This is a genomic window from Mitsuaria sp. RG (assembly GCF_028369275.1).
Classification (GTDB): Bacteria; Pseudomonadota; Gammaproteobacteria; order Pseudomonadales; family Pseudomonadaceae; genus Aquipseudomonas; species Aquipseudomonas peradeniyensis.
The window spans coordinates 76577-91150 of record NZ_JAQMYQ010000009.1 but is presented as its reverse complement, the minus strand read 5'-3'; the positions used below and the strand labels follow the sequence as shown (position 1 = coordinate 91150).

13 protein-coding genes are annotated in these 14574 nt (G+C 63.9%); 3 read left to right on the top strand and 10 right to left on the bottom strand.

All coding sequences use genetic code 11. The features are described from left to right. Positions 1-32 precede the first annotated feature (32 nt). Together POF53_RS07805 and POF53_RS07800 are read left to right on the top strand one after the other, a co-directional pair. A complete protein-coding gene (locus POF53_RS07805) occupies positions 33-1511 on the top strand; it encodes a methyl-accepting chemotaxis protein (RefSeq protein WP_498967108.1) in 1479 nt (492 codons plus the stop codon). 91 nt (positions 1512-1602) lie between these two features. After that, positions 1603-1971 carry an Mpo1-like protein gene (locus POF53_RS07800; protein WP_203647377.1) on the top strand — a complete coding sequence of 123 codons (369 nt, stop codon included), beginning with the start codon at positions 1603-1605 and terminating at the stop codon, positions 1969-1971. A 136-nt stretch (positions 1972-2107) separates the two neighbouring features. On the opposite strand, the gene POF53_RS07795 is transcribed toward POF53_RS07800, so the two are convergent. The 3 genes from POF53_RS07795 to POF53_RS07785 form a co-directional block, all read right to left on the bottom strand. Next, positions 2108-2905 carry an acyl-CoA thioesterase gene (locus tag POF53_RS07795; protein WP_498967106.1) on the bottom strand — a complete coding sequence of 266 codons (798 nt, stop codon included), beginning with the start codon at positions 2903-2905 and terminating at the stop codon, positions 2108-2110. Positions 2906-2988: 83 nt separating this feature from the next. Then, entirely contained in the window at positions 2989-3756 is a 768-nt protein-coding gene (locus POF53_RS07790; protein ID WP_203647379.1) for a CHAD domain-containing protein, read from the bottom strand. 14 nt (positions 3757-3770) lie between these two features. Continuing rightward, on the bottom strand, positions 3771-4049 hold the full coding sequence (locus tag POF53_RS07785) for a hypothetical protein (RefSeq protein WP_046854892.1): 279 nt from the start codon (positions 4047-4049) through the stop codon (positions 3771-3773). Positions 4050-4207: 158 nt separating this feature from the next. Here POF53_RS07785 and POF53_RS07780 point away from each other — a divergent pair, with 158 nt between their 5' ends. Further along, positions 4208-5248: a patatin-like phospholipase family protein gene (locus POF53_RS07780; RefSeq protein ID WP_050705052.1), complete on the top strand. Its 1041-nt coding sequence runs from the start codon at positions 4208-4210 to the stop codon at positions 5246-5248. Positions 5249-5469: 221 nt separating this feature from the next. Here POF53_RS07780 and POF53_RS07775 read toward each other — a convergent pair whose 3' ends face one another. From POF53_RS07775 to POF53_RS07745, 7 genes are all read right to left on the bottom strand, one after another. After that, a complete protein-coding gene (locus POF53_RS07775) occupies positions 5470-7329 on the bottom strand; it encodes a SurA N-terminal domain-containing protein (RefSeq protein ID WP_186716079.1) in 1860 nt (619 codons plus the stop codon). A 179-nt stretch (positions 7330-7508) separates the two neighbouring features. Continuing rightward, positions 7509-7781, bottom strand: a complete 273-nt coding sequence (hupB, locus tag POF53_RS07770; RefSeq protein ID WP_011533117.1) for a nucleoid-associated protein HU-beta — start codon at positions 7779-7781, stop codon at positions 7509-7511. A gap of 154 nt (positions 7782-7935) precedes the next feature. Continuing rightward, positions 7936-10332, bottom strand: coding sequence for an endopeptidase La (lon, locus tag POF53_RS07765; RefSeq protein WP_203647382.1), 2397 nt, complete (start codon positions 10330-10332; stop codon positions 7936-7938). Positions 10333-10487: 155 nt separating this feature from the next. Continuing rightward, complete coding sequence (gene clpX / locus POF53_RS07760) at positions 10488-11771, bottom strand: ATP-dependent Clp protease ATP-binding subunit ClpX (protein ID WP_050705049.1); 1284 nt, start codon at positions 11769-11771, stop codon at positions 10488-10490. A gap of 108 nt (positions 11772-11879) precedes the next feature. Further along, positions 11880-12521, bottom strand: a complete 642-nt coding sequence (gene clpP, locus POF53_RS07755; protein ID WP_043213484.1) for an ATP-dependent Clp endopeptidase proteolytic subunit ClpP — start codon at positions 12519-12521, stop codon at positions 11880-11882. A 91-nt stretch (positions 12522-12612) separates the two neighbouring features. Then, positions 12613-13926 carry a trigger factor gene (tig, locus tag POF53_RS07750; RefSeq protein ID WP_203647383.1) on the bottom strand — a complete coding sequence of 438 codons (1314 nt, stop codon included), beginning with the start codon at positions 13924-13926 and terminating at the stop codon, positions 12613-12615. 248 nt (positions 13927-14174) lie between these two features. Next, entirely contained in the window at positions 14175-14474 is a 300-nt protein-coding gene (locus POF53_RS07745) for a DUF6388 family protein (protein ID WP_186716084.1), read from the bottom strand. Positions 14475-14574 lie beyond the last annotated feature (100 nt).

Sequence of the window (14574 nt, the reverse complement as noted above, 5' to 3'; positions counted from 1 at the left end):
TAATGTTTCCGCCAACTCAGAGAAGACCTACCATGGGTGCCTGGCTTAGCAACGTTTCCCTCAAATACAAGTTCTGGGCCGTCAATGCCGTGGCCTTCGTCACCACCCTGATGCTGGTGCTCTACGCGGTGTACCTGGAGCAGCAGGCCCGCGCCAGCGGTGCGCAGGCGCAAGCCCAGGCCCAGGCCGAACTGCTGGCGGCCTGGCCCGCCGGGCAGGCCCTGCCCGCCCAGGCCAACCTGATCACCTGGCGCAATGGCCAGACACCACAGTTCGACGGCGAACCCCTCGAAGCCCTGCGCGACGGCCAGGGCTGGGTCGAGCTGCCCGGTGCCTGGATCCTCGGCGACAACCCACTGCGCGGCGCCCAGGTGCTGCGCCGGGGGGATCAGCAGCTTGCGTTGATCGCCCAGTCGCCGAGCCTGCGCCAGGTCTATTTCGACCGCTTCAGCAACTACGCCGTGTGCGTGCTGATCCTGATGCTGGCGATGCTCTGCGCCTCGCAGTTGTTGATCCGTTTCCTGCTCAGCCAGCTCAACACCCTCAAGGACGTGATGCTGCACGTGGAGAAGACCGGCGACCTCTCGGCCCGGGTGCCACTGGCCTGCGGCGACGAAGTCGGGCAGATGGCCGGCGCGTTCAACGCCATGCAGACCACCTACCACCGCGTGGTCAGCACCGTGGCGCGCACCGCCGCGCAGCTGGACTCCGGTGCCGCGCGCCTGGCCGGCAGCATGGACGAGGTGCGCCACGGCATGATCGGCCAGCAGAGCGAGACCGACCAGGCGGCCACCGCGATCAACGAGATGACCGCCACCGTCCACCACATCGCCCAGCATGCCGGCGCCACCCGCGACCTGTCGCAGACCGCCGACACCCTGGCCGGCAGCGGCCAGGCCGTGGTCAGCCGCGTGCAGGACTCGATTGCCGGGCTCTCCAGCGGCGTGCAGCAGACCGCCGAGATGATCCGCCAGCTGGCCGATGACAGCCAGAAGATCAACGGTGTGGTCGGGGTCATCCACAGCATCGCCGAACAGACCAACCTGCTCGCCCTCAACGCCGCCATCGAGGCGGCCCGGGCCGGCGACCTGGGCCGCGGCTTCGCCGTGGTCGCCGATGAGGTGCGCAACCTGGCCAAGCGCGTGCAGACCTCCACCGACGAGATCACCACCATGGTTGCCGACCTGCAGGCCGGTACCCGCGACGCGGTGGATTTCATGCAGGAAAGCTCGTACAAGGCCGACGATTGCGTCAAGCAGGCCCGCGAAGCCGGCGAGGCCCTCGCCGAAATCACCAGCGCCGTGGCGCAGATGCGCGAAAGCAACACCCAGATCGCCGTGGCCGCCGAGCAGCAGAGCCAGGTGGCCGAGGAGATGAACCGCGCCGTGGTCAGTATCCGCGACGTGACCGAGGAGACCGTGCAGCAGACCGTGGGCTCGGCCACCACCAGCAGTGAACTGGCGACCCTCGCCGGCGAGCTGAACAAGGCGATCGGCCAGCTAAAGCTGTGACCCGCGCCGGCTATGGCCACCATAGCCAGCCTCGATTGGCCCCCGCCCGGGGGCCGCACTAAGCTTTGGACAGGCCCCAGAGGATCTGTCCATGAGCAAGCGACTGCCCAACCTGCCCGCCTGGCAATGGCGCGGCTACCACCATAACCATCGCCACCCCGCCAACCTGGTGCTGCACCTGATCGCCGTGCCGCTGTTCATCCTTGGCGCGCTGCTGGTGCTGTCGGGGCTGTTCGGGCTGGACCTGTCGCAGATCGCCGTGGGCATCATCGCCCTGGTGGCCGGGCTGGGTCTGCAACGCCAGGGGCACCGCCTGGAAGCCGAGCAGCCCGAGCCGTTCAGTGGCCGCAAGGACGCCGTGCAACGCCTGCTCACCGAGCAGTTCATCACCTTCCCGCGCTTCGTGCTGAGCGGTGCCTGGTGGCGGGCCTGGCGCGAGCGACACAAGCATCGCCACTGACTGAAATACATCGCGGGGCAAGCCCGCTCCCACGCTGGAACTCTGTACCCTGCGCGCCAGGCTAGGCGATCTCCCACAAGCGCCACAGGGCGGCGTGGGAGCGGGCTTGCCCCGCGATTGGCTTGACGAAGATGGCTCAGGCGAACACAGTCACCGTCTGCCGGCTCAACGCCAGCAACTCGCCCTCTGCCGTCCACAACGCCGCGGCCGCATGCCCATAGCCATCACAGGCATACTCGGTCTCGACCACATAGCGGCACCAGTCGAGGGTCGACAGCTGCGGCGTGGGCTGCACGAACTCGATGGTCCAGGTCAGCGTGCTGCCAGCGGCGGGCTGCTTGAGATACGGCAGCAGGCTGGGCGGCCAGGCATCGACCAATGCCAGCAGGTGCGCCACCCCGACCGGCTCCTCGGCGGCATCGCGCAGGCGCACCCAACCACCCATATGGCGCGAGTCGTTGCCACTGAACGGCAGGCCGCCCACCGCCCAGCGAAACGCCACGTGCTGCATGAACTCCGGTGTAATGCCCTTGATAAAGGGCAACTCAGGCGCTGCCTCCTGCAGCGGCTTCATCGGCATCGCGGTGGGCGCGTCGACCGCCACCACGGAAGGGCGACCGGCACCGAAGCTGCCCTGCACCAGGGTCACCACCTGGCCATCCTGCACGGCGCGCCCCAGCAAGGTGCTGACCGCCTTGCCCTCGCGCAGCACCTCGACCTCCAGACTGATCGGCACATCCGGCGCCGCCGGGCCGACGAAGGTGATGGCCAGCGAACGCACCGGGCGGTCGTCGCCCAGCTTCTGGCGCATCGCTTCGTGCACCATCGCCGCCATCAGGCCGCCGAACACCGCGCGCCCCTGGGCCCAGCCGGCGGGCACGCTGATTGCCTCGGGGTGCGCGCGGGCGGCTGCCAGCAATTCTGTGAAGTTCATGTGCCAGGGCTCCTGCGCCAAAAAAACCGATAGTAACCAGCGATCACGCCAGCCACAGCCCGCATATCGGTCATTTGCCGGGACTAACGGCGCGCCAGGGCCTTTTGCAGTGCTTCGAGGGTGAGGTCGGAGCGTGCCTCGGCGGCATGCAGCTCATGCTCCCAGGCCACCTTGCAGCCGAGCAGGTCGCTGTGCTCGCGCACCTGCAGCAACCACTGCACGCGGTCGTGCCAGTCGCCCAGGTCGCCCTGGGCCGCCTTGAGCAGGCGCTGCAGCTTGTTGCCGGCGTGTTCGAGTTGCGGGTAGGCCTGGTCGCCATAGCGCACCCGCTTGATCAGCAGGCGCAGGCGGTGGCGGTCGTGGGCAGGATCCGCCAGGGCCGTCTGCAGCTTGTGCCATTGCTTGTGCAGGCGCTTGTCGATGCGCTGCTCCAGCTTCGCCGCCAGCCCTTCACGGCCGGCGGCACGCAGGAACATCGGAAACGCATCGAGAATCGCCAGCACGCGGTTGAGCTGGGCGCTGGCCGCAACACCGGCATAGGTGCGCGCCCTGCCCTCCTGGCGCCGCTCGCCTGCCTGTATGTGCCCGCGATGAGTCAACTGCGCCGCCAGCACCTCACGGTCTCGCAGCGGCGTAGTCAGGGTGCCCAACGCTCCGGCCGACTGTTCGAGCTGCTCGACGCCCGGCAGGCCACGCAACGGCCGCAGCAGGCTGCGCAGACGCCGCAAGGTGATGCGCAGGTCGTGCAACGCCTCGCGGTCGGTGTCGGCGGCCAGGCGCTCGCGGCAAGCCAGCAGGCGCACCTGCAGGGCAAGGATCTGGCCGACCACATGATCGAGCATGGCGGACATGGGCAGCTCCTCGGTCAACGCCCGGCGCGGGATTCACGAATATAGAAACGGGCCTTCTCGGCCTTGCGGGTACAGCCCTCGAAGCCTTCGAACTGCTGCTGGGTCTTGGCGCCGGTCAACAACGACAGCGCCTTGGAGTAACTCACGGTGCCGGCAAAGCCTTCGGCCTTGGCCAGGTCCAGTTCCTTCCAGGCGGCATCGAGCTGGGTCGCGCAACTGTCGCGATAGGCCGTCTTGCCCGCGCAGCCGGCCAGGGCCAGGGCAATCAGAGGAAGGGTGATCCAGGCTTTCATCGGTAATACCTCGAGGGTGAAAAACTAAGGTGGCCGTTCGACGGCAAAGCAAACGAAAAGTGCCCTGCTCAGCGTAGTCCAGCGCGGACTACATTGAAGCACAGGTGGTAATGGGTGCATTGTTGGACCATGGTGGCACAGCGGCGGGGGAAAAGGTCATGGGCAAACGCGTGGCATTGGTGCTGGGCTCCGGTGGTGCCCGGGGATACGCGCACATCGGCGTGATCGAGGAAATCGAACGACGCGGCTATGAGATCGGCTGCATCGCCGGCTGCTCGATGGGCGCGGTGATCGGCGGCATCTACGCCGCCGGCAAACTCGACGAATACCGCAGCTGGATCGAGAGCCTGGACTACCTCGACGTGCTGCGCCTGGTGGACGTCAGCTTCCGCCTGGGGGCGATCCGTGGCGACAAGGTGTTCGGGCAGATCCGCAAGATCGTTGGCGAAATCAACATCGAGCAATTGCGCATCCCCTACACGGCGGTCGCCACCGACCTGACCAACCAGCAGGAGATCTGGTTCCAGGAGGGCTGCCTGCACCAGGCCATGCGCGCCTCGGCGGCCATTCCCAGCCTGTTCACCCCGGTGGTGCAAGGCAACCGCACGCTGGTCGATGGCGGCATCCTCAACCCGCTGCCGATCGTGCCGGTGGTGTCCAGCCACTGTGACCTGATCATCGCCGTCAACCTCAACGCCACCAACCAGAAGCAATACCAACTGCCGGTGATCGAGCGCCCGGCGGCATTCAAGATGCGCTTCGATGCCTTGATCAGTTCGCTCGGCTCGCGCCTGCCGTTTCGCCGCAAGCCGGCCGAACAGCTGATCCGCCTGGAGCAGGAAATCACCGCCGAGGGGCTGGCCAGCCCCAACCCGTGGCTCGCTGAAAGCGCCGCCCCCGAGGGCCAGCAGCCGGCGGCCGCGCCGCAGAGCGAGGGGGCGCCGAAATCGGCCACGGGTTCGTTCATCGTCGACAACGTCGGCCCCGCGTCCCTGCTCGACCTGATCAACCAGAGCTTCGAGGTGATGCAGACGTCATTGGCCCAGTACAAGATCGCCGGCTACCCGCCGGATGTGCTGATCAACGTGCCCAAGCGCGTGTGCCGGTTCTTCGAGTTCTACAAGGCGCCGGAGCTGATCGCCCTGGGGCGGGAGGTTGCGCGGGATACGCTGGACAATCATGAGGGGGTTCGGCGGTAGCTACGCGCGCGATCCCTGTAGGAGCGGCCTTGTGCCGCGAAAGGGCTGCGCAGCAGCCCCGGCGATTGCAGCGTCAACGCTGAAATCCTGGGGCCGCTTCGCGCCCCTTTCGCGGCACAAGGCCGCTCCTACAGAGGGAGAGAGAGGAGGCAGCAGAGCGTTCCGAACATCGGAAACGAAACAGGCCGCATACGCGGCCTGTTTCGTGATCAGCGCACCACTCAGTAGCGCGTGATGTCGGCACTGCCTTCAAGCAGCTTGCGATAGGCCGCGAAGTCCTGCGAACCGGCACGCGAAGCGAGGTAGCGACGGATCTGCGCCTTCTCTTCGTCGGTGGCGGCGGCGCCTTCGTTGACGCCCTTGAGCTGAAGGACCACCAGGCTGCCGTCGCCCAGGACCACGCTGCCGTAGACCGGCTTGTCCTTGGCCGCAGGCTTGCCGAGGCGGAACACCGCCTGCAGCTCGGCCGGGTCGATACCGTCCTGGCCGCGGGTGACCGCTTCGTGGACTTTCCAGCCCTGGCCTTCGGCCTTGGCCGAACCCTCACGCAGACCGGCGATCAGCTTGTCGGCCTTGGCCTTGAGTTCGGCAATCGCCTTCTCCTTGGCCAGGTGCTCGCTGATGTTCTTGGCCACGGCCTCCAGCGGCAGTTGCTCAGGCTTGCGGTGTTCCTTGACGCGCAGTACCACCACGGTCTCCGGATCCAGCTCGATGGCGTTGCTGTTGGCGCCCTCTTCCAGCACCTGCTCGCCGAACGCGGCCTGGATCACCGCGCGGTTGGCGGTGATGCCTTCGCCGCCCTCGCGACCGAAGGCCGCCGAAGTGTGCACCTTCAGGCCCAGGTCCTGGGCCGGCTGGGCCAGGTCGGAGGCTTCGAAGGCGGTGTCCTCGAGCTGCTTGGTGGCCTCGACGAAGCGCTGCTCCACCTGCTGGGTCTTCAGCTCGTGGGTCAGCTTGTCCTTCAGGCTGGCGAAGCTCGGCACATCCGGCGCCTGCACGCCCAGCAGCTTGATCAGGTGGTAGCCGAACTCGGTGCGTACCGGTGCGGACACCTGGTCCTTGTTCAGCTTGTACAGCGCGTCCTCGAAGGCCGGGTCGTACACGCCAGGGCCGGCGAAGCCGAGGTCGCCACCGGTGTTGGCCGAACCCGGATCCTGGGAGAATTCCTTGGCCAGCTTGGCGAAGTCCTCACCCTTGTCCAGGCGCTGCTGGATCTCTTCGATGCGGGCCTTGGCCTTGGCATCGTCGGTCTTGTCGTTGACCTCGATCAGGATGTGCGCGGCATGGCGCTGCTCGCCCAGGTTGGCGATCTCCTTCTCGTACAGGGCCTTGAGCTCGCCGTCGTCGACCTTGACCTGGTCGAAGAAGGCCGACTTCTTCAGCTCGAGGTAGTCGATGACCACCTGATCCGGGGTCATGAATTCCTTGGCGTGCTGGTCGTAGTGCGCCTTGACCTCGTCATCGCTCACCTTGACCGCGGCCGGGTCGGCCTTGAAGGTCTGTGAAGCGAAATCGCGGGTCTGCTTCTCGAGGCGGGCGAAGGCCTCGACCTGCTTGTCGGTGACGAAGCTGCTGCCGGCAAGGCCGGTGCGCAGCTGGCCGATCAGCATTTCCTGGGCGAGCATCTCGCGGAACTGCATGCGGCCGTAGCCCATCTGGCGGATGACCGAATCGAAGCGCTCGGCGCTGAACTTGCCATCGACCTGGAATTCAGGCGTCTGCAGGATCAGCTGATCCAGCGCGGCCTCGGAAAAAGCGAACTTGGCGTCTTCGGCACCCTGCAACAGCAGCTTGCGATCGATCAGCCCCTTGAGCGCTGCTTCGCGCAGCATCTTCTCGTCCAGCAGCGCAGGGTCGAAATCCTTGCCCAGCTGTTGCATCAGCTGGCGGCGCTGCATGTCCACGGCCTGGCTCAGCTCGTTCTGGCTGATGGTCTGGCCGTTCACCTTGGCGGCGTCCTGGCTATGGCTGGCGGCCTGGAAAATGGCCTCGAAGCCGGTCAACGCCATCAACACGACGATTAGGCCGATGATGGTCTTGGCAATCCAACCTTGTGAATTGTCCCTGATATTCTGCAGCATGCGTCCCCCAGAAACGGCTGTACCACTGCGTCGACAACCGCGGAGCGTGGGTAGAATCCTGATAGAAGAAAGGCGCATCCAGTGGATGCGCCTTTTCGAAGCGAGCGTGCCAGCGGGAACGTTTGCGACCCGCCGTCACGCGGTCGGCCCTGACGATGCCGGGCCGGCTGAAAGACGACTTAGTTGACGGCGTCTTTCAGGCCCTTGCCAGCCTTGAAGCCTGGAACCTTGGCGGCAGCGATCTTGATCGCCTTGCCGGTTTGCGGGTTGCGGCCGGTGCGCTCGGCGCGCTCCTTGACCGAGAAGGTACCGAAGCCAACCAGTACCACATCGTCACCTTGCTTCAGGGCGCCGGTGACGGATTCGATGACTGCGTCCAGCGCACGGCCGGCTACAGCTTTCGGGATGTCAGCAGATGCGGCGATAGCGTCAATCAGTTCCGACTTGTTCACTCTAAGTCCCCTTATTTCTCTATTGAGTTTGTTTCTAAGTATGTAATGAAAAGCTTAATGAAACGAGCGCTGGGTGGCCTGTTGACACTGGCGTGCCGTTTTATAGCAAGGGGCCGAAAATGCTGTCAACCAAAGCCCCCCAGCGAAATACGTACTAGTGCGTGCTGATTCTTTCCTTAGCATCGCCGTCGCGCTTCTCATCTTTCGCGACAATCTCCGGAGCCACATCTGGCAAGGGCTCCGGGGCGTATTGCAGCGCAATTTGGAGGACTTCGTCAATCCATTTGACCGGTTTGATCTGAAGATCCTGTTTGATATTTTCCGGAATCTCCTTCAGATCGCGAACATTCTCCTCTGGAATGATCACCGTCTTGATCCCGCCGCGGTGTGCCGCCAGCAGTTTTTCCTTGAGGCCACCGATGGCCAGGACCTGGCCGCGCAAGGTGATCTCACCGGTCATCGCCACGTCGGCGCGTACCGGGATCTGGGTCAGGGCCGACACCAGCGCGGTGCACATGCCGATACCGGCGCTCGGGCCATCCTTGGGCGTGGCGCCTTCGGGCATGTGGATGTGAACGTCGCGCTTCTCGTGGAAGTCTGCGGCGATCCCCAGGCTCTGGGCACGGCTGCGCACCACCGTCTGCGCGGCGGTGATCGACTCGACCATGACGTCGCCGAGCGAGCCGGTCTTGATCAACTGGCCCTTGCCCGGGATGACCACGGCCTCGATGGTCAGCAGTTCGCCGCCCACCTGGGTCCAGGCCAGGCCCGTGACCTGGCCGATCTGGTCCTGCTGCTCGGCCAGGCCGTAGCGGAACTTGCGCACCCCCAGCAGCTGCTCGAGCTGCTCGCCGCTGACCTTGACCTTCACCTGCTTGGCCCCGGTGTGCTCCTTGACCACCTTGCGGCAGACCTTGGCGATCTGGCGCTCCAGGCCACGCACGCCGGCTTCGCGGGTGTAGTAGCGGATGATATCGCGGATGGCCGAAACATCGACCTCCAGCTCGTCCTTCTTCAGGCCGTTGGCCTTGACCTGCTTGGGCACCAGGTACTTGACCGCGATGTTGATCTTCTCGTCCTCGGTGTAACCCGGCAGACGGATGACTTCCATGCGGTCGAGCAGCGCCGGCGGGATGTTCATCGAGTTCGAGGTGCACAGGAACATCACGTCCGAGAGGTCGTAGTCGACTTCCAGGTAGTGGTCGTTGAAGTTGTGGTTCTGCTCGGGGTCGAGCACCTCCAGCAACGCCGAGGCCGGATCGCCGCGCATGTCGCTGCCCATCTTGTCGATCTCGTCGAGCAGGAACAGCGGATTGCGTACACCGACCTTGGTCATTTTCTGAATCAGACGACCGGGCATCGAACCGATGTAGGTGCGACGGTGGCCACGGATCTCGGCCTCGTCACGCACGCCGCCCAGGGCCATGCGCACGAACTTGCGGTTGGTGGCGGCGGCGATCGACTCGGCCAGCGAGGTCTTGCCCACGCCGGGCGGGCCGACCAGGCACAGCACCGGGCCACGGATCTTCTTCACGCGTTTCTGTACGGCGAGGTACTCGAGGATGCGTTCCTTGACCTCTTCCAGGCCGTAGTGGTCGGCATCGAGGATTTCCTCGGCCTTGGCCAGGTCCAGGCGCACCTTGCTCTGGGCCTTCCACGGCACCTGCACCAGCCAGTCGAGGTACGAACGCACCACGGTGGCCTCGGCCGACATCGGCGACATCTGCTTGAGCTTGTTCAGCTCGGCCTGGGCCTTGGCCAGGGCGTCTTTCGGCAGGCCGGCGGCGTCGATGCGCTTTTTCAGCTCCTCGACTTCGTTGTGGCCTTCGTCGCCATCGCCGAGCTCCTTCTGAATGGCCTTCATCTGCTCATTCAGGTAGTACTCGCGCTGACTGCGCTCCATCTGCTTCTTGACCCGGCCACGGATACGCTTCTCGACCTGCAGCAGGTCGATCTCGGCGTCCAGCAGCGCCAGCACGTGCTCGACGCGGGCCTGCAGGTCGACAATCTCGAGGATCTCCTGCTTCTGCTCGATCTTCAGCGCCATGTGCGCGGCCATGGTGTCGACCAGGCGACCCGGCTCCTCGATGCTGTTGAGCGAGGACAACACTTCGGCGGGGACCTTCTTGCCCAGCTGCACGTACTGCTCGAACTGCGACAGCAAGGTCCGCACGAACACTTCGGACTCGCGCTCGGCGGTCTCGGTTTCGTCGATCAGGCTGACTTCGGCGCGGATATGGCCGTCGACTTCGTTGAAACGCTCCACGGCGCCGCGCTGCTCACCCTCGACCAGCACCTTGACGGTGCCATCGGGCAGCTTGAGCAGTTGCAGCACGGTGGCGACGGTGCCCACGCGATACAGGGCGTCTTCGCCCGGATCATCGTCGGCCGGATTCTTCTGGGCCAGCAGGAGGATCTGCTTCTCGCCCGTCATCGCGGCCTCGAGGGCCTCGATAGACTTCTCACGCCCCACGAACAGTGGGATGACCATGTGCGGATAGACGACGACGTCACGCAATGGCAAAAGAGGCAAGTCGAGGGTGGTCTTCATGATTTCGCCTCTACAGCGGCCTTGGTGGCCGGAAACCGTTGGAAATGGTGCTTGGGGCTAATGTGGGGGCAGCCCTGGGAAATTACAAGCGCCCAGGCCATGAAATGCAAAAAGGGGCCTGAAAGGCCCCTTCTTGCGTGCTGCCCCTTGCCCGATCAGGCGTCGGGGGCGGCCTTGGCTTGCGGCTCGCTGTTCTCGTAGATGAGCAGCGGCTGCGACGAGCCTTCGATGACGCTCTCGTCGATCACCACCTTGCTGACATCCTTCTGCGAAGGAATCTCATACATGGTGTCGAGCAGCACGCCCTCGAGAATCGAACGCAGGCCGCGGGCGCCAGTCTTGCGCTCCAGAGCCTTGCGTGCCACGGCCTTGAGCGCATCGCTGCGGAACTCGAGGTCGACGTCTTCCATCTCGAACAGCCTGGCGTACTGCTTGGTCAGCGCGTTCTTCGGCTCGGTGAGGATCTGCATCAGCGCAGCCTCGTCCAGCTCGTCCAGGGTCGCCAGCACCGGCAAGCGGCCGACAAACTCCGGAATCAGGCCGAACTTGACCAGATCGTCCGGCTCGACCTCACGCAGCGACTCGCCGACCTTCTTGCCCTCTTCCTTGCTGCGCACTTCGGCACTGAAGCCGATGCCGCCTTTGGTCGAGCGGTTCTGGATGACCTTTTCCAGGCCCGAGAAGGCGCCACCGCAGATGAACAGGATATTGCGGGTGTCGACCTGCAGGAATTCCTGTTGCGGGTGCTTGCGGCCCCCTTGCGGCGGCACGGAGGCCACGGTGCCTTCGATCAGCTTCAGCAACGCCTGCTGCACGCCCTCGCCCGAGACATCACGGGTGATGGAAGGGTTGTCCGACTTGCGCGAGATCTTGTCGATCTCGTCGATGTAGACAATGCCCATCTGGGCCTTTTCCACGTCGTAGTCGCACTTCTGCAGCAGTTTCTGAATGATGTTCTCGACGTCCTCACCGACATAACCGGCTTCGGTCAGGGTGGTGGCGTCGGCAATGGTGAACGGTACGTTCAGCAGGCGCGCGAGCGTCTCGGCGAGCAGCGTCTTGCCCGAGCCGGTCGGCCCGATCAGCAGGATGTTGCTTTTGCCCAGTTCGACTTCGTCGCCCTTCTTGTCACGCTGGTTCAGGCGCTTGTAGTGGTTGTACACCGCTACTGCCAGCACCTTTTTCGCGCGTTCCTGACCAATGACGTACTGGTCCAGGATTCCGCTGATTTCTTTCGGCGAGGGTAACTTGTGCGCGTTGCTCTCGGCCTGGGCTTCCTGCACCTCCTCACGGATGATGTCATTGCACAGGTCGACGCACTCGTCGCAAATAAATACCGAGGGGCCGGCAATCAATTTACGCACTTCATGCTGGCTTTTGCCGCAGAAAGAGCAGTAGAGCAATTTGCCGTTGTCCTCGCCGTTACGGGTGTCAGTCATTCGATCGATCCAATCCGGTAGGCTTGAAACACAAGATGAAGGCAATCGCTGGCTTTTTCAAGTCCGCGCTCGGGCGCAATCAGCGCCCGAACGCTCTGGCGCATTGCTTCAGGATGCCAGTTGCCGCTTGTCGTAGACCGAGTCGATCAGGCCGTACTCGGCCGCGCGCGCGGCGCTCATGAAGTTGTCGCGCTCGGTGTCGCGTTTGATGGTCTCGAGGTCCTGGCCGGTGTGGTGGGCCAGCAGCTCGTTCAGCCGCGCCTTGATGTTGAGGATTTCCTGGGCGTGGATTTCGATGTCGGTCGCCTGGCCCTGGAAGCCGCCCAGCGGCTGGTGAATCATCACCCGCGAGTTTGGCAGGCAGTGGCGCTTGCCGGCGGCACCGGCCGCGAGCAGGAAGGCGCCCATGCTGCAGGCCTGGCCGATACAGATGGTCGAGACGTCCGGCTTGATGAACTGCATGGTGTCGTAGATCGACATGCCGGCAGTTACCGAGCCGCCCGGGGAGTTGATATAAAGATGGATATCCTTGTCCGGGTTTTCCGCCTCAAGGAACAGCAACTGCGCCACCACCAGGTTGGCCATGTAGTCTTCTACGGGGCCGACCAGGAAGATCACGCGCTCCTTCAGGAGGCGCGAATAGATGTCGTAGGCACGTTCGCCACGGGCGGACTGCTCGATAACCATCGGGACCAGACCGCCTGCGGCCTGGATGTCAGAGCTTTGCTGAATATAAGAATTGCGGGACATGTCCTGCACTCGCTCCCAAATAGTCATGGCTTGAATACGCACAAGCCAGCGCGAAGGCTGGCTTGTGGGGGTTTCCTACGAGAGTAGCCTGTTACTCAGCGTCGGCAGCAGCCTGTGCTGGTTTGACGGCTTCTTCGTACGAGACCGATTTGTCGGTCACAGTCGCTTTCTGCAGGACAGTATCTACAACTTGCTCTTCCAGCACAACCGAACGGACTTCGTTCAGTTGCTGGTCGTTCTTGTAGTACCAGGCGATGACCTGCTCAGGCTCCTGGTAGGCCGAGGCCATCTCTTCGATGACTTCGCGAACCTTGGCTTCGTCCGGCTTCAGGTCGAACTGCTTGACCACTTCGGCGACGATCAGGCCCAGTACGACGCGGCGCTTGGCTTGCTCTTCGAACAGCTCGGCCGGCAGTTGGTCAGGCTTGATGTTGCCACCGAACTGCTGGACAGCCTGCACGCGCAGACGGTTGACTTCGTTTTCCAGCAGGGCTTTCGGCACGTCGACCGGGTTGGCGGCCAGCAGACCGTCCATGACCTGGTTCTTGACCTTGGCCTTGATGGCCTGGCGCAGCTCACGCTCCATGTTCTTGCGAACTTCGGCGCGGAAGCCTTCCAGGGTCGATTCCTTGATGCCGAACTGGGCGAAGAAGGCTTCGTTCAGCTCTGGCAGCACAGGGGCCGATACGCTGTTGACAGTGATGGTGAACTCAGCGGCTTTGCCAGCCAGGTCGAGGTTCTGGTAGTCCTCTGGGAAGGTCACGTTGACCACGCGCTCTTCACCAGCCTTGGCGCCTACCAGGCCGTCTTCGAAGCCCGGGATCATGCGGCCGGAACCCAGCACCAGCTGGGTGCCTTTGGCCGAACCGCCGGCGAAGGCTTCACCGTCGATCTTGCCGACGAAGTCGATGTTGACCTGGTCGTCGTTTGCAGCGGCGCGCTCGACGGCCTCGAAACGGGTGTTCTGCTTGCGCAGGACTTCCAGCATGTTGTCCAGGTCGGCGTCAGCCACTTCGGCGCTCAGGCGCTCGACGGCGATCGACTCGAAACCGGCAACGGTGAATTCAGGGAAGACTTCGAAGATGGCGACGAACTCGAGGTCCTTGCCCTTCTCGAACGACTTCGGCTCGACGGCAGGCGCGCCCGCCGGGTTCAGCTTCTGCTCGACGATGGCTTCGTAGAAGGAAGCCTGGACCAGGTCACCGAAAGCCTCTTGGCGGGCATCGGCTTCGAAACGCTGGCGGATCACACTCATTGGCACCTTGCCCGGACGGAAGCCGGCAACCTTGGCGCGCTTGGCAGTCTGCTGCAGACGCTTGTTGACTTCGTTCTCGACGCGCTCGGCCGGAACGGCGATGGTCATGCGGCGCTCGAGAGCGGAAGTGTTTTCAACAGAAACTTGCATGGATATTCCTCGTTGCACAGACGTTAGCCGGCGATAGCCCGACTCCAGAATCAAGGGCAAACATTCTAGTGACTCATCAAGCAGAAGTCACCCCACCTGGATTGTCGGCGAGCCGCGCCGGTCGATTTCCTTGAAAGGCCCGCCCGCCTTGGCGTCGAGCCTGTTTCATTCACGGCCGCGCAGACCCTTGTGGCCCGCGCAGTTGTAAAACCTTGTCAAACAAACAACAGCCAGAACGATCGTCCGCCTTACTGCGGATCGAGGTCGTTGAACTGGCAGTATTCTTCCCAGGCCATGCCCAGCGCCTCGGCCACCTCGCGATGCGTCTCCAGGCGCATGGCCTGCAGTTGCTCCGGCGACTCGGCGATCAGTTGCAAGGCATACTCCCAGGGCTCGACGCCCTGCTCCTGCGCCGCATCCTCGAACGCCCACTCGATCTGCTGGGCCTGCTCGCGAGCATCCAACTCGCGGACCTCTTCGAGCAGCTGCGGATTGGCCTCGGCGAAACGTTGCAGCGCCAGGGCCTGGCGCGCTTCTTTTGCGATCATCTGCGCTATTCCTCTGCCGGCATCTCGGCCAGCCCTTCAACCGGCTGAAATCTATCAGCTTTTATCGCTCCGCCACCAGTAGCCACGAGGGCCGTACGGC

Excerpts from the sequence above, each read along its gene's own strand:
- POF53_RS07805 (WP_498967108.1), top strand. The coding sequence starts at position 33 with ATGGGTGCCTGGCTTAGCAACGTTTCCCTCAAATACAAGTTCTGGGCC.
- POF53_RS07795 (WP_498967106.1), bottom strand. The coding sequence starts at position 2,905 with ATGAACTTCACAGAATTGCTGGCAGCCGCCCGCGCGCACCCCGAGGCA.
- tig (WP_203647383.1), bottom strand. The coding sequence starts at position 13,926 with ATGCAAGTTTCTGTTGAAAACACTTCCGCTCTCGAGCGCCGCATGACC.
- clpX (WP_050705049.1), bottom strand. The coding sequence starts at position 11,771 with ATGACTGACACCCGTAACGGCGAGGACAACGGCAAATTGCTCTACTGC.
- POF53_RS07790 (WP_203647379.1), bottom strand. The coding sequence starts at position 3,756 with ATGTCCGCCATGCTCGATCATGTGGTCGGCCAGATCCTTGCCCTGCAG.
- POF53_RS07775 (WP_186716079.1), bottom strand. The coding sequence starts at position 7,329 with ATGCTGCAGAATATCAGGGACAATTCACAAGGTTGGATTGCCAAGACC.
- POF53_RS07745 (WP_186716084.1), bottom strand. The coding sequence starts at position 14,474 with ATGATCGCAAAAGAAGCGCGCCAGGCCCTGGCGCTGCAACGTTTCGCC.
- POF53_RS07780 (WP_050705052.1), top strand. The coding sequence starts at position 4,208 with ATGGGCAAACGCGTGGCATTGGTGCTGGGCTCCGGTGGTGCCCGGGGA.
- POF53_RS07785 (WP_046854892.1), bottom strand. The coding sequence starts at position 4,049 with ATGAAAGCCTGGATCACCCTTCCTCTGATTGCCCTGGCCCTGGCCGGC.
- POF53_RS07800 (WP_203647377.1), top strand. The coding sequence starts at position 1,603 with ATGAGCAAGCGACTGCCCAACCTGCCCGCCTGGCAATGGCGCGGCTAC.
- clpP (WP_043213484.1), bottom strand. The coding sequence starts at position 12,521 with ATGTCCCGCAATTCTTATATTCAGCAAAGCTCTGACATCCAGGCCGCA.
- lon (WP_203647382.1), bottom strand. The coding sequence starts at position 10,332 with ATGAAGACCACCCTCGACTTGCCTCTTTTGCCATTGCGTGACGTCGTC.